Origin of the sequence: Methanobrevibacter sp. (genome assembly GCF_036307625.1) — an archaeon.
Classification (GTDB): Archaea; Methanobacteriota; Methanobacteria; order Methanobacteriales; family Methanobacteriaceae; genus Methanocatella.
Map to the genome: position 1 here is coordinate 15793 of NZ_JAXJXF010000099.1, position 19753 is coordinate 35545.

Annotated in this window: 18 protein-coding genes; 7 read left to right on the forward strand and 11 right to left on the reverse strand. The window is 37.5% G+C overall.

Annotated elements, in window-relative coordinates:
- Positions 1-176 precede the first annotated feature (176 nt).
- Positions 177-2372, forward strand: coding sequence for a CDC48 family AAA ATPase (locus tag UIB65_RS06235; RefSeq protein ID WP_330040305.1), 2196 nt, complete (start codon positions 177-179; stop codon positions 2370-2372).
- Between the two features lie 167 nt (positions 2373-2539).
- Here UIB65_RS06235 and UIB65_RS06240 read toward each other — a convergent pair whose 3' ends face one another.
- Both UIB65_RS06240 and UIB65_RS06245 read right to left on the reverse strand, forming a co-directional pair.
- Entirely contained in the window at positions 2540-3214 is a 675-nt protein-coding gene (locus tag UIB65_RS06240) for a 3'-5' exonuclease (protein ID WP_330040306.1), read from the reverse strand.
- Between the two features lie 10 nt (positions 3215-3224).
- The gene (locus UIB65_RS06245) at positions 3225-4079 is read right to left on the reverse strand and encodes a methanogenesis marker 8 protein (protein WP_330040307.1); all 855 of its coding nucleotides are present in this window, start codon (positions 4077-4079) and stop codon (positions 3225-3227) included.
- A gap of 99 nt (positions 4080-4178) precedes the next feature.
- Between UIB65_RS06245 and thiC the strand changes: the two genes are divergently transcribed.
- Both thiC and UIB65_RS06255 read left to right on the forward strand, forming a co-directional pair.
- Positions 4179-5453: a phosphomethylpyrimidine synthase gene (gene thiC / locus UIB65_RS06250; RefSeq protein ID WP_330040308.1), complete on the forward strand. Its 1275-nt coding sequence runs from the start codon at positions 4179-4181 to the stop codon at positions 5451-5453.
- Positions 5453-7111, forward strand: a complete 1659-nt coding sequence (locus tag UIB65_RS06255) for an ATP-dependent DNA ligase (protein ID WP_330040310.1) — start codon at positions 5453-5455, stop codon at positions 7109-7111. Before thiC ends, UIB65_RS06255 begins: the two co-directional genes overlap by 1 nt.
- On the opposite strand, the gene UIB65_RS06260 is transcribed toward UIB65_RS06255, so the two are convergent.
- The gene (locus UIB65_RS06260; protein WP_330040311.1) at positions 7108-7746 is read right to left on the reverse strand and encodes a queuosine precursor transporter; all 639 of its coding nucleotides are present in this window, start codon (positions 7744-7746) and stop codon (positions 7108-7110) included. The genes UIB65_RS06255 and UIB65_RS06260 overlap by 4 nt on opposite strands.
- 82 nt (positions 7747-7828) lie before the next feature.
- Between UIB65_RS06260 and UIB65_RS06265 the strand changes: the two genes are divergently transcribed.
- A complete protein-coding gene (locus tag UIB65_RS06265) occupies positions 7829-8230 on the forward strand; it encodes an RNA-binding protein (RefSeq protein ID WP_330040313.1) in 402 nt (133 codons plus the stop codon).
- Between the two features lie 34 nt (positions 8231-8264).
- Positions 8265-9656, forward strand: a complete 1392-nt coding sequence (gene glmM / locus UIB65_RS06270; protein ID WP_330040314.1) for a phosphoglucosamine mutase — start codon at positions 8265-8267, stop codon at positions 9654-9656.
- Between the two features lie 173 nt (positions 9657-9829).
- On the opposite strand, the gene UIB65_RS06275 is transcribed toward glmM (UIB65_RS06270), so the two are convergent.
- From UIB65_RS06275 to glmU, 5 genes are read right to left on the reverse strand one after another with little or no spacing between them, the layout of a single operon-like run.
- On the reverse strand, positions 9830-10966 hold the full coding sequence (locus UIB65_RS06275; RefSeq protein ID WP_330040315.1) for a tetratricopeptide repeat protein: 1137 nt from the start codon (positions 10964-10966) through the stop codon (positions 9830-9832).
- 21 nt (positions 10967-10987) lie between these two features.
- Complete coding sequence (locus UIB65_RS06280; protein WP_330040317.1) at positions 10988-11695, reverse strand: anaerobic ribonucleoside-triphosphate reductase activating protein; 708 nt, start codon at positions 11693-11695, stop codon at positions 10988-10990.
- On the reverse strand, positions 11696-12796 hold the full coding sequence (hisC, locus tag UIB65_RS06285) for a histidinol-phosphate transaminase (protein ID WP_330040319.1): 1101 nt from the start codon (positions 12794-12796) through the stop codon (positions 11696-11698).
- A 3-nt stretch (positions 12797-12799) separates the two neighbouring features.
- Positions 12800-13282: a gamma carbonic anhydrase family protein gene (locus UIB65_RS06290; protein ID WP_330040321.1), complete on the reverse strand. Its 483-nt coding sequence runs from the start codon at positions 13280-13282 to the stop codon at positions 12800-12802.
- Between the two features lie 11 nt (positions 13283-13293).
- Complete coding sequence (gene glmU, locus UIB65_RS06295) at positions 13294-14574, reverse strand: bifunctional sugar-1-phosphate nucleotidylyltransferase/acetyltransferase (RefSeq protein WP_330040323.1); 1281 nt, start codon at positions 14572-14574, stop codon at positions 13294-13296.
- Positions 14575-14746: 172 nt separating this feature from the next.
- Between glmU and UIB65_RS06300 the strand changes: the two genes are divergently transcribed.
- Both UIB65_RS06300 and UIB65_RS06305 read left to right on the forward strand, forming a co-directional pair.
- The gene (locus UIB65_RS06300) at positions 14747-14914 is read left to right on the forward strand and encodes a rubredoxin (RefSeq protein ID WP_292608758.1); all 168 of its coding nucleotides are present in this window, start codon (positions 14747-14749) and stop codon (positions 14912-14914) included.
- A 146-nt stretch (positions 14915-15060) separates the two neighbouring features.
- Positions 15061-16143, forward strand: a complete 1083-nt coding sequence (locus UIB65_RS06305) for a UPF0104 family protein (RefSeq protein ID WP_330040326.1) — start codon at positions 15061-15063, stop codon at positions 16141-16143.
- Positions 16144-16157: 14 nt separating this feature from the next.
- Here the strand turns inward: UIB65_RS06305 and glmM (UIB65_RS06310) are convergent, their stop codons facing one another.
- The 3 genes from glmM (UIB65_RS06310) to UIB65_RS06320 form a co-directional block, all read right to left on the reverse strand.
- On the reverse strand, positions 16158-17495 hold the full coding sequence (glmM, locus tag UIB65_RS06310; protein ID WP_330040327.1) for a phosphoglucosamine mutase: 1338 nt from the start codon (positions 17493-17495) through the stop codon (positions 16158-16160).
- A gap of 8 nt (positions 17496-17503) precedes the next feature.
- Entirely contained in the window at positions 17504-18742 is a 1239-nt protein-coding gene (locus UIB65_RS06315; RefSeq protein WP_330040329.1) for a 2,3-bisphosphoglycerate-independent phosphoglycerate mutase, read from the reverse strand.
- 117 nt (positions 18743-18859) lie between these two features.
- Complete coding sequence (locus tag UIB65_RS06320; RefSeq protein ID WP_330040330.1) at positions 18860-19567, reverse strand: TIGR00297 family protein; 708 nt, start codon at positions 19565-19567, stop codon at positions 18860-18862.
- Between the last annotated feature and the right edge of the window lie 186 nt (positions 19568-19753).

The window sequence follows — 19753 nt, forward strand, 5'->3', positions numbered from 1 at the left end:
ACATTTGTATAATTAATATACTCCCCTTAAAATTAATTTATGAATTTTCACAAAACCGAAACCTTTATATAGTAAAACATATACAGATATGTTTGTCAATAAAGTTACAAAAAGTAACAAAAAGATTTTGACACATTAAAATTATTTACATTACAGCCATAAAAGGAGATGATAAAATGGCAAACGAAATTACACTAAAAGTTGCAGAAGCAATTTCACAAAAAGATGTTGGTCAAGGCGTGGCAAGACTTGATCCAAACGTCATGGATGATTTAGGCATTCATGAAAGAGATTTAATCGAAATTATTGGTGATAAACGAACTGCGGCTATTGCTCTTCCTTCACAAACCGATATCGGTCTTGGAGTTATAAGAATTGATGGGTTAGTACGTAAAAACTCAGGAGCTACAATCGGCGGAGAAGTAACAATCAAAAAGACTCAAGCTACTGAAGCTAAAAAGGTTGTTTTAGCACCAATCGAAAACAACATTCGCGTACAAGGAGATGTGCGAGGGTTATTTGCCGGAAAAGTAATGGTTCAAGGAGACATTATAGGATCACAAATCAGGTCATCAAGACCAAGTATGGGAATGGGCTTTAACAGCTTATTTGATGAACTGATGGACTTTACCCCTGCAATGAAAGAAATCAAATTTGCAGTAGTCTCTACAAGTCCAAAAGACATTGTCATTGTTGGTCCAAATACCGAAGTGCAACTACATGAGACCCCTGTTGACGTGAGCAAAATCGAAGGTGTCGGAAACCTTGTTGACGTAAGCTATGAAGACGTTGGCGGGCTCAAAGAAGAGGTTAAAAAAGTAAGAGAAATGATTGAAATTCCTCTTAAAAGACCAGAACTCTTTGAAAAATTAGGTATTGCACCTCCAAAAGGTGTATTGATGCATGGTCCTCCAGGAACCGGTAAAACATTACTGGCAAAAGCTGTAGCCAGTGAAAGTGACGCTCATTTCATTGCAATAAATGGGCCCGAAATTATGAGCAAATATGTTGGCGGATCTGAAGAAAACCTAAGGGAATACTTCGAAGAAGCAGAAGAAAATTCACCTTCAATCATATTTATAGATGAACTCGATGCAATCGCTCCAAAAAGAGAAGAAACCAATGGTGAAGCCGAAAGAAGAACCGTTGCTCAACTTCTAACTTTGATGGATGGACTTAAATCCAGAGGACAAGTAGTCGTTATCGGTGCAACCAACAGGCCTGACTCCCTTGATCCTGCACTCAGAAGACCTGGAAGGTTTGACCGTGAAATTGAAATTGGAGTGCCTGATACTGAAGAAAGAAAAGAAGTATTAGAAATCCACACAAGAAACATGCCTCTTGCTGAAGACGTTGATTTGGATAAAATCTCAAGCACAACACACGGATTTGTAGGAGCTGATCTTGAATCATTATGTAAAGAAGCTGCTATGAGAGTAGTAAGAAGAATCCTACCTGAAATACAAAATGATGAAGAGATCCCTGAAGAGGTAATGAAAAAGATTGTCGTTACCGGAGATGACTTCAAAAACGCTCAAAAAGAAATCCAACCTTCAGCCTTAAGAGAGGTTCTTGTACAAATCCCAGACATCAAATGGGACGATGTAGGTGGACTTGAAGACGTGAAACAAGAATTGAAAGAAGCGGTCGAATGGCCATTGAAACATCCTGAAACATTCCAACGCTTAGGAATAAGACCTCCTAAAGGAACATTGCTTTATGGAATTCCTGGAACCGGTAAAACCCTATTGGCAAAAGCGGTAGCAAGTGAAAGTGAAGCTAACTTCATTTCAGTGAAAGGACCTGAACTTTTATCAAAATGGGTTGGTGAATCCGAAAAAGGAGTACGTGAAGTATTCAGGAAAGCAAAACAGGCATCCCCTACCGTGATCTTTTTCGATGAAATCGATGCAATAGCTAGTACCCGCAGCGGCAACGATGGAGATAGTGGTGTCACAAAAAGAGTCGTTAATCAACTGTTGACTGAAATGGATGGTTTGGAAGAATTAGAGGACGTGGCAATTATTGCTGCAACCAACAGACCAGACATTTTGGATGCTGGTTTAATGAGACCTGGAAGATTCGACAGACACATACAAGTAAAAGAACCTGATGAAGAAGCAAGACTTGCAATCTTTAAAGTGCACACAAAAGATATGCCTCTAGCAGACGACGTTGATCTTAAAAAATTAGCAAAACACACCGAAGGATATGTCGGGGCAGATATCGAGTCAGTATGTCGTGAAGCGGCAATGCTTGCATTGAGAGATAACTTAGAAACCACCGAAATCTCAAACAAATACTTTAAAGAAGCAAGTGAAAAAGTGAAGCCTGGAAATAAAGAAGACGAACAGTTAGTTCAGTATATGTAAGGAAGAAACAACAGGTTTCTTCCTTTTTCCTCCAAAATATAATATTGAAAAACTTTCTAACCATATTTAGTGGGAAGAACAGACCCTTCCCACACAACCTCGATTACATTGATTGAATTCTCTACAATAATTTGGGGAGGGTATGGAATCCTCCCTTAACCTCCGCTTTAATTTTTACTTATTTTGTTTGGTAAAATTTCACTATAAGGCAATTTTTCACCCATATTATGGTAAGGTTGAGCCTCATAGCGTATAAATTTGAATTCAATGCCACTAATACCCCATTTTGGATTATAACCAAAAACATTAAGATATTCTTTTAAATCATCACGGTCTTTTCTCATTGCCTGAGTAACATGATATAATGCTTTAGTATCATCAATAGCTCTGTGAAAATTAACCTTTTCAATACCATAAAACTCCACAGCATCTACTAATTTATGAGGATAATCCTTACGATCTTTTAAAACAGATACCGTATCAATCCAATCCAAACTTGAAACAATATCATAAGCTTCATCAGGATAATATCTATTAAGCAAAGAATAGACAAATGACAAATCAAATTGGCAATTGTGAGCAATCATAATAGTATCTGGAGTTAACCTCTCTTTTAAATCCCTTGCTATGCGTTCTTCACTAACACCCTCATCAATTAACATCTCATCAGTGATTCCCGTGATTTTAGTAATTTTTGGAGGCAGTTCACAGCCGATGTTGATGAATTCATCATAGGTTTCAACAATTTCACCATCAACAACAGTGAGCATTGCAAGTTCTATAATTTTACAGCAGGCACAATCCAAACCTGTTGTTTCGGTATCAAAATATATTACTTTCATATTTTACATCCTAAATCAATTTGTATGGAGCGTCACTTTTGTCCCTAGGATAATCATTAGTTGACAAAGGCTTTCCAATCTTTTTAAGACGGACATCAAGCAATTTACGCCCATCCTCACTTGCGCAGAAAATAGGAACCTTGACCCCATAGTAATAAGGTTCATATTTATCAGCATATTCTGAAATGGCTTTAGATGCACATGCTGTTACGATATCCGCATTGTCAAAAAGCATCTTTACTTCCTGAGGTTCAACCCCTGTTGTGTGGGCAACAAAGATATAAACGTTAACGTCATCATCAACAGGATAATTTCTGATTTCTTCAACCATAGGGGATGGCAGTATTGTAATTGCAATATTTTTATATCCCTTATCCAAAGCCAATTTCAAGCCTTCAAGCTGATTGAGCTCAGCGGTTTGTGGGTTCAAGATAACACAGTCCTTTTCCTCCAGGTTTTCAATGACCTCATCAATTGGAGTTGTGCTTATAAGACCTGACACTCTTCCTCCAACACCCTGAACAACACGAGGATTGGTCATCAAAAGTGTTCCGGCGCCGTCACATGCTCCAACAACACAGTCTATATTTCCCTTTTCGATATTTGTCTTTAGTATTTCTGAAATTCCTACGGTTACCGCATCATCCATTTCAATTACACGATTTGGAGTGCACATACCGAAGTCTTCAATTCTGAAATTAATGTTTTTGCGTATGAATTCCTCATTCAATTCTTCTACTCCATGCATTGCATGAAACATAGGGCAATACTTCATTTCAGATGAACCTACACTTGTAATTTCACCGTCTTCAATAACAACTTTCACTTTGCCTAATGTTTCAATTACATGTCTATCCTTAACCATATAACCACCAACTAATTAATAATTTTGCACATTGCTATATAAATCTATATACTTGAAAAAACAGAATTACTTATGATTAGTCAACAATGAGGGATAAATTTGACTCAAAAAAGTGAAGCTCAAAAAGGCAATATCACTCCAGAAATGGAGTTTGTTGCAAAACAGGAAAATATAGATGTTAATAAACTAGCTAAATTAATTGACAAGGGATTAGTCGTAATTCCTAAAAACGTTAATGGACATTCCAAAGCATGCGGAATTGGAGAAGGCCTAAAAACCAAAATCAATGCAAACATCGGCTCATCATCAAAGATTGATGATATTGAACTTGAAATCAACAAGGCAAAACTGGCACAGGAGTACGGTGCTGACGCATTGATGGATTTGTCAACAGGCTCTGATTTAAAATTATTCAGAAGAAAAATCATGGATGCTGTAGACATATGTATCGGAACAGTTCCGATTTATGAGGCAGGTGTTGTGACACTGGGCAAGGACAAGGAGATTATAGACATGGACCCTGACGACATCTTTAAGGCAATTGAAAATCAGGCAAAAGAGGGCGTGGACTTCATGACCCTCCACTGCGGAATTACAAAAGACCTTGTCCAAAAGCTGAAAGCTGCAAACAGAATGATGGGAATTGTCAGCCGTGGAGGGACATTCATGGCCTCATGGATCAATCACAACGCCCTTGAAAACCCATTATATGAAAATTACGATTATTTACTTGAATTATCTTACGAATACGACATTACACTATCCTTGGGTGACGGTTTAAGACCAGGATGCCTATCAGATGCAAGCGATATCCCTCAAATTCAAGAACTTGTAAACTTGGGAGGTCTTGTCAAAAGAGCCCAGGACGCAAACGTCCAGGTGATGGTTGAAGGGCCGGGACATATGCCATTGAACCAAATCAAGGCAAATATGGAAATCCAAAAGACAATATGTCACGGAGCACCATTTTATGTTTTAGGACCCCTTGTAACAGACATAGCCCCAGGCTATGATCACATTACCGGAGCAATCGGAGGGGCAATTGCAGCTTCCGCCGGGGCAAACTTCCTATGCTATGTGACCCCTGCAGAGCATTTGTCCCTTCCAAGTTTAGAGGATGTAAAGGAGGGAGTCATTGCATCAAAAATTGCTGCAGAAGCAGCAGACGTTGCAAAAGGACTTGACTCTGCATGGCAAAGAGAGCGTGCAATGGCAAAAGCCCGTAAGGAATTCGACTGGGAAGCCCAATTTGACTTGGCGCTGGATAAGTCAAAACCTAGAAAATACAGGGACAAATGTGAACTTGACGACAATGAAATGTGTGCAATGTGCGGTGAATATTGTGCAGTAAAAATAGCTAAAGGCGATTTCTAATGAAATATCAAGAATTGGTAGACGTTTACTCAAGTTTGGAAGCGACTACAAAAAGACTCGAAAAAACTGAAATCATATCAGAATACCTGAAAAAACTGGATTCAGACACCATTGAGAAGGTAGGGCTTTTAATTTTAGGAGTTGTATTCCCTGCATGGAGCTCTGAAGAAATTGGAATTGGCGGAAAGCTAGTTGAAAGAGCCGTGGCTGAAGCTGTTGGAACAACACAGGCAGCTGTGGAAGATGCTGTTCGTGATGAAGGAGACATTGGACTTGCATGCATCAAGCTTTATGCAAAAAAATCCCAAATGACATTCTTCTCACAGCCTCTGACAATCGATTTTGTTTTCAATAGCCTGCGAAAATTATCCCAGATAAGCGGTTCCAGGTCAACCAACCGTAAAATTGCAATAATCCTTGAGCTTCTAAGTCAGGCAAGTGCAACCGAGGCCAAATATCTCACCCGTACAATTACTGAAGAATTGAGAATAGGCGTAGGAGATGGTGTGGTCAGGGATGCAATAGCTCAGGCATTCGACATCGACAAGGCAATTGTTGAAAGGGCACAGATGCTTACAAACGATTTTTCAGTGGTTGCAAGGACAGCCAAGGAAGAGGGAAGCGAAGGTTTGGAAAAGCTTAACCTGACTCCAGGAACCCCGGTCAAGCCTATGCTTGCACAGCTGGCACCTCCCCTTGATGAAATCATACCTGAAATGGGTGAAGCAATCTGCGATACAAAATATGACGGAATAAGACTGCAGGTGCACAGAAATGATTCCGAAATAAAGATATTCACCCGAAGACTTGAAAACATCACACATGCACTTCCAGAAATTGTCGAACTGTTCGATGAAAACCTCCCACATGAAAACTACATTGTGGAAGGGGAAGTGATAGCTACACGCAATGGAAAGCCGCTGCCTTTCCAGAATGTCCTTCACAGAGTTAGAAGAAAGCACAACGTGGAAGAGGCTATGGAAAATGTTCCCCTAAAGGTATTCCTGTTTGACGTGATGTACTATAAAGTTCCGATGATTGACGAACCTCTGAAGGCAAGAAGAGAAATCTTAGAAAACATTGTGGATACTTCAATCGATGAAATGAACCTGAGCACAATGATTGTCGGAACTCCAGACAACATTGATGAAATACAGGGACTATTCGAAACATCCATCAACGAAGGCCATGAGGGAATAATGATCAAGGATGCTGAAGCACCATACATTCCCGGACTCAGAGGCAAGAAGATGCTTAAATACAAGGCAGAGCCTGAAACCCTGGACATGGTCATTGTCGGAGGAACATATGGAATCGGAAAGCGGGGAGATTTTGTCGGATCATACCTTGTAGCGCTAAGGGATGAAAACGATGACTTCAAGACAGTTGCCTATGCCGCAACAGGCCTTGACGATGCCACACTTGAATACCTGACCGAAAAAATGAAAGAAATTGAGATTTCAACAAAGGGAAGGGAAATAAAAGTGGAACCGAAAATAGTTCTGGAAATTGCATTTTCAGAAATCGTCGAGTCTCCAGAATACGAAACAGGTTATTCCTTAAGATTTCCGGTTGTTAAAAACATAAGAAAGGACAAAAGTCCCATGGATGCCGATACAGTTGAAAGACTGCTTTCAATGTACAATACAGGAAACTAAACTTCAGGCAGCTCTTTCACTTTAAAGATTACAATTCTTGTAACAGGATAGACAATAATTTCATATACTGTCTTAAAGAGTGCCTGTGCCACAATCATCAAAAGAAGCGCTTCCATAGGCATTGTTCCAAAAAATCCTATGAGGATAAACACCACTGCATCCAACCCTTCACCAAAAAATGTTGATGCAATACATCTGAAAAAGAGCTTGTTCTCATCCCAACTTTTCAGATACACCATCAGCTTGGCATTGACTAATGAACCCAGCAGATAAGCTGAAAAGCTGGCCAGAAGCAATCTTGGAGTGCTTCCCAAAACAATGCTGAAAGCCTGTGAATTTTCAAAAAACGCAGGTGCCGGAAGCAGCATTGTAACAGTATAGCATACTACTGCAACAAGATTCATGAAAAAACCCAGAATAATCACATTTCTGGCTTTTTTATAACCGTAAACTTCTGCCAAAATGTCATTTACAATATAAATAACTGGAAATATGACAACACCGCAAGGCAATGCAACTTGGAAAAAAACAAAAGTTTTGCCTGCAATTATATTTGAAATTATCAAACTTGCAGTAAAAATCCCTGTCAGTACCGCATACAATTCCGTCTTGGTTAAATTTTCAAACATATTCATAGTATATTTTTAATTTACTAAATAAATTTTTCAATTTGAAATCCTATCAGCTATTTTTACTTTAAAATAATAATAGAAAGCTATGGAAATTACAGATGACAAATTATTGAGAATAGCTTTAATAACTTCACTTATTGGAATAATAGGTTTAATCATATTTACACCAACAATTGAAGTTAAGGAAATCCAGATTAAGGACATTAACCGTGGAATGATAGATGAAGAGGTGAAAATCGATTGTGTTGTTCAGGATGTTGCTCAGTCAAAATCCAAAAGCAGCTATTTTTTAACCGTCAATGACGGGACAGGCCAAATGCAACTAATCATCTTTGAAAGTCAGGCAGCCGAAATTCAGTCAAACAACATGGACATTAAGGATTTTAAAGATAAGAAAGTGGAAGCCGTTGGAAAAATAACCGAATACAATTCCCAAATGGAGATGATACTGTCCTCGGGAGACAGCCTGAAAATAACTAGAAAATGAATATATATTTATTTGTCAAAATCCAAAGATAATAATGAATAAACTTAAAGGATTTAATATAATGTCTGATAAAAAACGATTATTTGGAACATTTGGAGTTAGAAGAACTGCAAATGATGTTTTAACTCCTGAGTTTGCATCAAGACTTGCTGCTTGTTATGGAACTCAAATTCAAGGAACTGTAGCCGTTGGTGGAGATACAAGAACTTCCAGTCCCATGCTAATGGAAGCCGTTAAAGCTGGACTTTTATCTTCCGGATGTGACGTTGTAGATTTAGGAATCTTGCCAACACCGGCCGTTCAATACGCTGTGCGCAAATATTATGACGGTGGAGTAATGGTTACCGCTTCACACAATCCACCTAAATATAACGGACTTAAATTTTTAGATGAATTCGGTATAGGAATTCCTGATGAAATGGATATTGCAATTGAAAAATTGTACTTTGATGAAGAGCCTAAAAGAGCTCACTGGTCTGAAATCGGACAGATTTATCAAAATGACAAAATCATTGACGAATATATCGATGAGGCAATTTCCAAAGTTGACGCTCAGGCAATCAAAGATGCCAATTTAAAAGTGGTTGTAGACTGCGGGTCCGGAGCCGGATCATATACTGCACCGTACCTTATAAGAAAGCTCGGCTGTGATGTGACAACACTCAACTGTCAAGCAGATGGATTTTTCCCAGGCCGTGACCCAGAACCGATTGAAGAAAACTTACAGGAATTGATAAGTGTTGTTAAAGAACTTAATGCAGACATAGGTCTTGCACACGACGGAGATGCTGACAGAACCATCTGTATCGATGAAAATGGAAACTTCGTTTTAGGAGATAAGACTTTCACTCTCGTTGAAAAACAGATGCTTAAGGAGAACAATGGCGGAACCATCGTCACAACCGTTGCAACCTCACAGGCTATTTATGATGTTGCAGATGAATTTAACGGAAAGGTAATTGCTACTGCCGTTGGAGACCTGCTTGTAGCACGTAAACTTAAAGATGAAAATGGATTGTTCGGTGGAGAAGAAAACGGAGGTTTGATTTTCCCTGATTTCGTTTACGGAAGAGATGCTGTAATGACAGTTGCTAAAATTCTAGAAACAATAGCTAAAGAGAAAAAGACACTGTCCACATTAGTGTCCGAACTTCCGGTTTATTATTCAAGCAAAATGAAAATCGAATGCAGTGACGATCAAAAACAAGAAGTGATGGCAGGCATTGCTGAAGAGATTAAAACCACAACCGATTTCGAACTTGACTTGACAGACGGCGTTAAAATCCTTAAAGAAGATGGTTGGGTAATCATTAGACCATCAGGTACAGAACCAATATTCAGATGCTTTGCCGAGTCTGACTCACAGGAAAAAGCAGATGAAATGACCGAATGGGGAATAGGTTTAATTAAAAAATACAAAAAATAATTGAACCCCACCATCACCAATTTTTCTTTTCAATAAATGAAATACTTGATAATGTAAAATACCTAATCAATACCAAAACCTAATTTTAATTACATTATATTTTAAAATAAAAAAAGAAAATAATTCAATCAACAAAATCCATGACGGCAATCTACATCATGAAACACAAATAATCAAAAGTTTTCCAAACACTCTTCTTTTAAGAAAAATGCATCCTCATTGTCAGGATTTCTAAGCAATACCTGATTGAAACTATCAACAGCCTCTTCAAATTTGCCCAATTCCATCAAAACAACACCTTTATTGAGCAAAAAGTCAATATTATATTTTTCAAGAGAAATAGCTTTGTTAAAACAGTCCAATGCTTCATCAAATTTTCCAAGATCAATGAAAGCATTGCCCATCCTGTTGATTGCTGAAGCATCCATTTCAGAATCATCCAGACATACTTCAACAGCCTTGTCAAATGATTCAATAGCCTCTTCCAGTCTGCCCATATCTGTCAGAAGGTTTCCCCGAGAGTTCCAAACTTCCGGATTTTCACCGTCAATGACAATCAGCTTATCATAAACTCGTAATGCCTGATCATATCTTCCAAGCATCTCTAAAATAAATCCTCTCCAGTAAAGGACTATGGGATTGCTTGGAGCAAAATTGTAAGCTATAGTGCTTGCCTTATAGGCTTCGTTAATATTTCCTGAGTTTAGAAGTGCAATAGCCTTGTTATTTAAAATATATTCATTGTCGGGTTCAAGTTCCAATGCCTTGTCATAGCATTCAATTGCATCGATAAACCTTCCCAATCTTGATAGATTATCACCCTGCTTGTTGAGAAGGTATACGTCATCAGGGTCAAGCCTTAGGGCAGCATCATAACACATTGTGGACTTATCGAATTTACCGCTGTCAAAAAGAATATCAGCCCGTTTCATTATCATTGCCTTTTCATCTATCTTGTCACCCTTCCAATCGTCAATGTGAAGCTTTTCAAAATAGATTATCTGGAATTTCTCTGACTTGTCAATACGGCCACCATACATTTTTTTAAATTCCCTAAGCATATCCTTAGCATCCTTAAAGCCTTCCTGTATGGCCAAATCATCATTGCCTTCGATTTCACTAAATGGTATGTCTTCCACATCAGTAACAATAGCTTCAAAAATTTTCATTTTCTCTTTGGAAACCAAATTCCAGTAGCAGTATAATCTGTCACCTTTTTTAAGAGGAGTCTTCCAAGTTTTACGAATGGTTCTGGTTTTCTTACCAGTAATGACATCAATATCATTACTTGAAAAAGATAAAATTGGCATTTATGACACCCCCATCATGATTTAAATTATTTGCTCTCCGAATTCTGCGCTTTTCACTTTTACCTGACCGTCAAAATAAGGTTTTATCTCCTCAGCCAATTTTCTCAGGTCATGAGGATTTGGAACCTCAACACTTTCCAAAGCTGGGTCAAGAACATTTTTATTTCTGAATTGCTGAATGGTGTAAACATCACCTTCAATTTCATCAACAAGATTATAAATATCCTTTTTAGTATGCAATGTTGGAACATATGTTGTTCTCAGCTCCAAATGAACATTCGGATCACTGTTAATCAGTTCCATTGATTTTTTAACATTGAATCCTACATTTGCACCGGTAATCTTTCTGTATTTGGAAAAAGTAGTTTTTACATCAAGTGAAACATAATCAATAAGATTAAGGTCAAGAAGTTCCTGTATTTTATCCGGATAAATTCCACTGGTGTCCAGTTTTGTTTTAAGACCGATTTCACGAACATGCTTAAATATTTCAATAACTCCATCGGTTTGAACCAGAGGTTCCCCTCCCGAAACGACAACAGCATCTAAAAAGTCAGCTGAGGAATCAATTTCGAATTTTATCTTATCCAAAGACCATTCGGTATTATCTTCCAACAGTTCCACATTATGACAATATCTGCATGCAAGCGGGCATTTTGACATGAAAATAACCAGAGACATATTTCCATGAAATTCCACCGAAGATATGACAGTTCCACCAATATACATTTAGTTTAGGACCTCTTTGATTATATTAATAAATTTCTCATCATCCTCAAGAGTACATATACTGATTCTAATCCAGTATTCATCCAATCCCTTAAACGAAGTACAATCTCTCACAATTATTCCACGTTTCATAAGTTCCAAAGCTAATTCTGATGCGGTAAAACCAGTGTCTTTAACGCCAATTAGCATGAAATTGGATTTGGACGGAAATACATTAAGTGAATCGATTTTTGATAATTCATCATATAGATATTGTCTTGATTCAATTCCCTTTTCGATTGATTCGGCAATGTAGCGTTTATCTTTAAAGGTATTAAGAGCTGCAACAAAGGACAATCTTGTAAGTGAAAATACCGGTTTGATTCTGTGCATATATTCTATTATTTCAGCACATGCCAGACCATATCCTATTCTCATTCCGGCAAGACCTAAAACTTTAGACATTGTACGGATGATGAAAATATTATCATATTCATTAATCAAATCCTTGTTGGTAACTTCGGAATATTCAAAGTAGGCCTCATCAACAACAATCAGAATATCTGGATTTTTGGATGCGATATCTGCCAGGACATCCTTTTCAATCAAAGTTCCGGTAGGATTGTTAGGGCTGCACAGGAAAATCATCTTGGTTTTATCGCTGATGCATTCAAAAATTGAATCGACATCCAGTTCATTTTTGTCCAAATCCCATCTTGCATAGACAGGATGAGCCCCATACTGTTGCAACAGATACTCATAGTACATGTAGGACGGCAAAGGAACAATGAATTCATCCCCTTCATCAATGAATGTTTTTGCCAGAACGTCTATGATTTCATCAGCACCGTCCCCACCCATAATAACTTGAGATTCATCTACATCACTGTATTTTGCAACTTCGGCTACAAGCTCTTTCAATTGAGATTCAGGATATCTGTTGATTGACTGGATTTCCCGTTCAATAGCTTCCATAGCCAGTGGAGAGGGACCCCATGGATTTTCATTGGATCCCAATTTAATAATTTCATCCTTATTCAAATTGAATTCTTCTGCAATTTCATCCTGGGATCTTCCAGGAACATAAGAATCCATTTCATCCACAATTTGTCTTGGTTTCATATTTTAATCTTCCTTATATTGTTTAGAAAGTTTTACATAATTGTCAGCATTATCCTGAATGAGTTTAACTTGACTTTCATTTAATTGTTTGACAACTTTTGCTGGAACGCCTAAAATCAGGCTGCCTTCGGGAAAGTCCTTTCCTTCACTTACAACAGCACCTGCACCCACAATAGAATTTTTTCCTATGTGTGCACCATTCAAAACGGTAGCATTCATTCCAATCAATACATTGTCTTCCAATTTACAACCATGTACAACTGCACCATGCCCAATAGAAACGTTTTTACCAATTTCCACCGGAAATCCTTTGGTACAATGGACAACACAATTATCCTGGACATTGGAATTATCATCTATAGTTATTGAATCTGTATCTCCCCTAATTACGGCACCATGCCATACGGATACATCTTCACCTAATTCAACATCACCCAATACTTGTGCGCCAGGGCATATTACAATAGAGTCTTTTTTATTTTCCATAATATCGCCATCTATTTTTTACTATTTTTATCTTGTATGATATGATTTTGTTTTACCAATACACGTGTATCGGAGGGTACATCATCATATAACAAAACCCCTGAACCGATAGTGGAATTATGTCCCACCTTTACACCCGGGGAGAAACTGGAATTAATACCTGTCTTTACAGAATCCCCAATAATGGAACCTAATTTACGCCTTCCGCTGTCAATCATCTGATTTTTTATTTTTGTTTTAACTGACCTGTTGTCGAAACGGAGGTTAGCGATGTTGGTTCCCGCCGCTATATTACAATTGGATCCAATTACAGAATCCCCAACATAACTCAAGTGGCTGACATTGGTGTTTTCCATGACAATTGAATTCTTGATTTCAACGGCATTTCCAACATGAACATTATCCCCAAAGTAGGAATTGCCACGAATATAAGAATTAGGACCTATGTCACAGTTTTTGCCAATGTACACGTTTCCTTCAATGTATACTCCGGAACGGATGATACTTCCTTCATCCAAAAAGATTTCACCATGAATACGGGCTCCCTCTTCGACAGTGCCCTTTATTTCTGTTTTCAATTGGCCAATCAATTCTTCATTTACTTCAATCAGTTCCCAAGGACGGCCTACGTCAATCCAATCTTTGTTTGTCTTATGGCCGATTACCTTTTTGCCGTCTTCAATCTGCATTGACAATGAGTCTGTAATCTCATACTCCCCCCTTTCGGAGAGTTCTGTCTTTTTAATCTTATCAAATATGTCCTTGTTAAAAATGTAAATACCAGTGTTTACGAGGTTGCTTGGTGCTTCACCCTTTTTAGGTTTTTCAACAATGTTTTTAACATTGCCGTCATCAATCTCAACAACACCGAAAGCTGAAGGGTCCTCCACTTCAGTCAAAACCATCAGAGTGTCAGGACTCATATAGTTATATTTCTTGATGATTTCATTGATAATCTCATCATCCAAAATGATATCTCCATTTAAAACAATCATGCTATCTTCAATGAAATCCTCACCATAGGAAATTGCATTAGCAGTTCCCAGGAAATCTTTTTGAGTTTTATAAGTAATGTTAACGCCGAAATCACTGCCGTCACCAAAGTAGTCTCGAACCATTTCTTCCTTATAACGTACAATTAATAAAATGTCCGTAATTCCATTGTTTCTTAATGATTCGATATTATACTGGATAATTGGCTTTCCAGCGACTGGTAACATGGTCTTAGGCTTAGTAAGTGTTAACGGCCTCATTCTAGACCCTTCACCAGCACTTAAAATTATTGCTTTCATTTTCTATCCCCTTTATAAAATTATCTTATAATGATATATGTTTAACTCATTACTTATTAATTAACTTTCCTAAAAAAATAAGTAATTTTAAATATGAGTTAAAATAGAGTCAAAATATAATTAGCTATTATACTAAATCATTAATAGTGAAACTTAAAAGGAGATTGTAAAAATGACCGTATATGTATGTTTACACTGCGAATACAGATTTGATACAGAAAAAGGTGACCCTGCATACAACATTCCTGCTGGAAAAACTCCTGCAGACATGCCAGATGACTGGGTTTGCCCAGAATGCGCAGCTCTTGGAGTGGACGCATTTATCGTAGAAGAAGAATAAAATTTCTTCTACAATTTTTATTTTACAATACTTTTTTTTAAACATTTCTTTGAAATTCAATAAACTATTTTTCATGATTCATGTCAAAAATATCATATGTCTCAACACATTATCAGAATATATTAACTACCAAACATATTTTTAACATGAAAATAAAATTAATAACAATGGACAAAAGAACATTGATATTTCTATCTATAAGTATTCTTATTTTTTTAGCAATGCTTGCAATAATTGGAGTCGACAAGATATTTGATGCTTTAAAAACCGCTGATTTAAGATACATAGTGGTAGCTATCGCTCTTCAATTAATTACTTTTCTTTTGTACAACCTACGTTGGCAACTTCTCAACAAGCAGGCCAACATAGACATTGGTTTTAAAAAATTGCTCCCAATCACAATGGTAGGGCTTGCAATCAACAACATAACCCCATCAGGCCGTGGGGGAGGAGAACCTGTAAGGGCATATATCCTTGCAAAAGAGCACGATCATACCATAAAAGAAACTTTCGCTACAGTAGTGGCAGACAGAGTTTTGGATACATTCCCATTCATAGTTTTAACCGTCATTACAGTACTTTCATTAAGTTTCCAGCCAAATATTCCTCGCTGGATGATTGTCATCATGATTATAGCGGCAGTAGCAATCGTCGCAATACTGGTCATTCTCATTTATATGTGCATTAACTTGAATTTCGGAAGCAAAATTGAAAGATTGATTTTAAAAATAGTCCAACGATTTAAAAAAGATTCCGATGGTTTGGAAGAAGCTATTCATGAAAATATTGTTGGTTTTCAAAATACTATGACCAACTTAATGTCCAATAAAAAAATACTATTCACAACAATTCCGTTGTCCTTTTTGGTTTGGTTTGTAGAGATTTCAAGAGTATATTTCGTATTTTTAGCCTTTGGAGCCGTAGCCAGCTATGGCCTCATTGGAGAAGTATTCATCGTAGCCTCTCTTATTGGAATGATACCTCTGCTTCCAGGAGGTCTTGGAGCGGTTGACGGAACAATGATTTATCTATACTCAACTTCAGGAATTACAACTGCAATAACAGCTCCTGTGACAGTTATTGAAAGGGTAATTTCATTTTGGATGCCAACAATCATAGGTCTTGTGATTTTACCTCATTACGGATCATCCATTTTAGAAAAAATCTCACCGAAATCCTCAACTGAGGAGCTTGAAAAATCACTGAAAGAAGAAGAAAAAAAGAGTTAGATGAAAAAAATCATCTATAAATTTTCATTAATTATTTTTACACAAATTTCCTTAATCTCATCTGCCCTTTGAGCATCACGAGATTCCAAAGTTATTCTAATATAGTCTTCTGTTCCGGAAGGCCTTACCAATACCCAACTGTCATCAGCAAAAGTTAATCTGACACCATCAAGTGAATTCACATCAGCAATGTCATCAAAGGCATCCTTAAGCAGCTCTTCCATATTTTCCATGACATTAATTTTAGCTTCCTTTGAGCAGGTTATCTTTTCACGAATGTTCGGATAAGATGGAATTTCGGCCAAAAGATCAGACAATTTGCCCTTTTTAGATACCAATTCAGCCATTCTCAAACCTGACAAAATTCCGTCTGGACACATACAAAAGTCAGGGTGCAGCCATGTTCCTGAAGGCTCCCCACCGAATGCAGCATCCTTTTCAATAATCACTTCAGCCACATTCACGTCACCAACAGGAGTTCTGAATACTTCACCTTTTACGGATTCATCCATACATAGTCCTGCATCGACGGTTGTTACGACATCTCCATCAAATTCCTTTGAAATCAATGCTAAAAGAGAATCGAAAGGAGATATTTCACCGTTTTCATCAACTGTAATCATCCTATCTGCATCACCATCATGAGCTATTCCAAGGTCCGCTCCAATAGCAACAACGGTTTTCATTAATGTCTGCAGGTTTTCGGCATTTGGTTCAGGGTTTCTTCCTGGGAAAAATCCGTCCGGCTGTGAATTAAGGGTTGTCACTTCACATCCTGCTTTTCTAAATACTAAAGGTGATATTTCGCTTCCGGCACCGGATGCACAGTCAACAACAACTTTCAAGCCTTTCTCAATGTCCACCATCGCTACCAAATCATCAATATATTGACCTTTAATTTCTTCATTGAAACTTAGATTACCTACTTTATCCCAGCTTACAGAGCAATATTGCTTATTTGCATAAATTTTTTCGATTTTTTCTTCCTGCTCTGAAGTATAAGCCATTCCGTTTTTATTCCATAACTTGATTCCATTATACTGGGAAGGATTATGGGATGCTGTAAGCATTATTCCAGCATCAGCATCTAATTTTTCAGTAGCATAACCAACCAATGGAGTTGGAACCATACCAATTTTAATTACATCGACTCCGCTTTCAAGCAATCCCGCACAGATTGCCTGGTCCAACATCTGATTGGTATTTCTTGTGTCATATCCGAGTACAACACGACCTTCGTTACCAAGATAATAAGCTAAAGATTTACCGACATTCAGTGCAAGTTCACAAGTTACTTCAGAGCCTATTTTTCCACGAATTCCAGAAGTTCCGAAGAGTTTTTTAGCCACCATCATATCACCTAAGCTCCGAATTTATGAGCATAGTTCATTAAATCCATCATGATATTCATCACGTCAGCACCTCTGATTCTGTTAAGTCCTCCTTTTGCGCATGCACGTTCTGAGAATTCACATACATCATCAGTTCTGACTTCAGGACCCCTTATCAAGACAGGTACAGGATCTCCTGAGTGATTTTTAACGGAAATTGGAGTTGAATGGTCAGCTGTCAGGTAAATATAAACATCTTCAAGCTTTATGAGTTCACTCATTACAACCTCATCGACCTTTTCGATGAATTCCTTTTTCTCCTTTATTTGACCATCATGGCCCGCTTCGTCAGCGCCGTCAATGTTTATGAGGAAAAAGTCATGGTCGGAATTTTTTACCTGATCGATTATGGTATCTCGAATATTGTCCAAGTTGGTATCGATTCCGCCAGTGACATCTTCCATTTCAATAATGTCCATTCCGGCAAATCGTCCAATACCCATAATAAGACCTGTTTCTGCAATACATGCTGAGTTTACTTCATATTTTTCATTTAATGAATCTACAACAGGCACTTCTCCTGCACCACGAGGAATTACAATGTTTGCTGGAGGCAATCCTTCTTCGATTCTTTTTAAGTTGACCGGATGATCCTTAACCATTTCATAAGTTTTTACAACCAGTTTGTTTAAGATGTCTGCAGTTTTTGCAGCTTCAGGCGTATCATCCAAAGCTTTTACTTGCTTAGGCTTATTACCTTCAACTTTAGGGTCTGCATCACTTACCTTACCTGAAAGTCCTTCACCCCTCAAGACCAGAACTGCCCTGTGGCCGGTTGATTCCTTGAAAATGATTTTTACATCAGGATAGTCCTCCAAAACCATGGTATTCAACACATTAACAATGTCTTTAGTTCCACTCTTGATTCTTCCAGCACGCCTATCGGTAACAATCAAATCCTCATCGACAGTTGAGAAATTGCATCTGAATGCAATGTCTCCAGGCAGGACATCAACACCAACACCATTTGCCTCAAACGGACCTCTGCCAGTATATACCTCATAAGGATCATAACCTAAAATAGACAAGTGTGCAGTGTCACTTCCCGGAATAATTCCTGGAGCTATTGAGTCCATGATTCCAGTAATTCCTTCTTCAGCCATCTTATCCATATTTGGAGTATTTGCAGCTTCAAGAGGAGTTTTATTTCCTAATTCTTTAATTGGACGGTCACCCATACCATCCATAATTAAAATAAGACCTTTCATAAATATCACCTAATAAAATATACTAATATAATTTTTATGATTAATAGTTAAAATAATTTATTTAATTTTAACTTTAAAAAAGTAGAAATTGATTTGTGAAAAAAACAATTTTAGAAATTAAATCATGTTCATCAAACATATTCCAACAAGAGCCCCTACAATTGTTGCAAACAAATTAACATGCTCATTGGTCAGCCAGCCCTGATTTTCAAAAAGCGCACCCAATATGCTGTCAAAGAAACAACCAACAGTTCCTGAAACAATTGCAACTAAAATTGCAGACCATGGATTTGGCACAATTGCTAACAAGAATGAAGCAATACCAATTATTGCAGCACCTACAATTGCAATTCCAGTACCCAAAGGAGAAACTGCACCATTTGTACCCGGATCTACCTTTTGAAAGGTTGTAATCAAACGTGGGTGTTGGTCCAATACCCCAATTTCGGAAGCTAATGTGTCAGCGGTTGCTGTTGCGATTGCACCAATGAAACCACCTACAAGCGGAGAGTAATATCCTCCGAATGCCGCCATAAAACAGGCCACAACCCCATTAGAAATAACATTTTTGGAAGTTCTTCTTCCCTCAAACTCACCTAAAGACATCTTATATTTTTTAGAGTATTTTGTTGCAAGAAGAGACATTATTAAAAACAGAACAATCAGCACCAGCCAGTTGGCTCCTGCTGAAAAAATAATAACAACGCCCATGATAATCATGACTGCAGTACCGAATAAATCCAGTGACTTTCTGTAATATGTAATGAACCCCAAAATAAACAGGAGAAATACATACACCCAATTTATCATATACCCCTCAACCATAATTACCACATAAACTTTTTATAAATATTTGTTTAAAATTATATAAAAACATTTAGATAGAAAAAATTACATTTTTTCCTGTTTATGACACATAGACCAAGCCATAAAACGAAAATCTCCAATAATTTTTCAGCACAAAAAAATGAAACAATGATTAATTAAATAGATTATAAAACCAAAACCATC

Bases quoted from the DNA above. Each gene is read 5' to 3' on its own strand.
- glmM (WP_330040327.1), bottom strand. From the start codon at position 17,495: ATGGTGGCTAAAAAACTCTTCGGAACTTCTGGAATTCGTGGAAAAATA.
- glmU (WP_330040323.1), bottom strand. From the start codon at position 14,574: ATGAAAGCAATAATTTTAAGTGCTGGTGAAGGGTCTAGAATGAGGCCG.
- hisC (WP_330040319.1), bottom strand. From the start codon at position 12,796: ATGAAACCAAGACAAATTGTGGATGAAATGGATTCTTATGTTCCTGGA.
- UIB65_RS06320 (WP_330040330.1), bottom strand. From the start codon at position 19,567: ATGGTTGAGGGGTATATGATAAATTGGGTGTATGTATTTCTCCTGTTT.
- UIB65_RS06280 (WP_330040317.1), bottom strand. From the start codon at position 11,695: ATGTATATTGGTGGAACTGTCATATCTTCGGTGGAATTTCATGGAAAT.
- UIB65_RS06305 (WP_330040326.1), top strand. From the start codon at position 15,061: ATGAAAATAAAATTAATAACAATGGACAAAAGAACATTGATATTTCTA.
- UIB65_RS06300 (WP_292608758.1), top strand. From the start codon at position 14,747: ATGACCGTATATGTATGTTTACACTGCGAATACAGATTTGATACAGAA.
- UIB65_RS06290 (WP_330040321.1), bottom strand. From the start codon at position 13,282: ATGGAAAATAAAAAAGACTCTATTGTAATATGCCCTGGCGCACAAGTA.
- UIB65_RS06235 (WP_330040305.1), top strand. From the start codon at position 177: ATGGCAAACGAAATTACACTAAAAGTTGCAGAAGCAATTTCACAAAAA.
- UIB65_RS06315 (WP_330040329.1), bottom strand. From the start codon at position 18,742: ATGAAAGGTCTTATTTTAATTATGGATGGTATGGGTGACCGTCCAATT.
- UIB65_RS06255 (WP_330040310.1), top strand. From the start codon at position 5,453: ATGAAATATCAAGAATTGGTAGACGTTTACTCAAGTTTGGAAGCGACT.
- UIB65_RS06260 (WP_330040311.1), bottom strand. From the start codon at position 7,746: ATGAATATGTTTGAAAATTTAACCAAGACGGAATTGTATGCGGTACTG.
- glmM (WP_330040314.1), top strand. From the start codon at position 8,265: ATGAATAAACTTAAAGGATTTAATATAATGTCTGATAAAAAACGATTA.
- UIB65_RS06245 (WP_330040307.1), bottom strand. From the start codon at position 4,079: ATGGTTAAGGATAGACATGTAATTGAAACATTAGGCAAAGTGAAAGTT.
- UIB65_RS06240 (WP_330040306.1), bottom strand. From the start codon at position 3,214: ATGAAAGTAATATATTTTGATACCGAAACAACAGGTTTGGATTGTGCC.
- UIB65_RS06265 (WP_330040313.1), top strand. From the start codon at position 7,829: ATGGAAATTACAGATGACAAATTATTGAGAATAGCTTTAATAACTTCA.
- UIB65_RS06275 (WP_330040315.1), bottom strand. From the start codon at position 10,966: ATGCCAATTTTATCTTTTTCAAGTAATGATATTGATGTCATTACTGGT.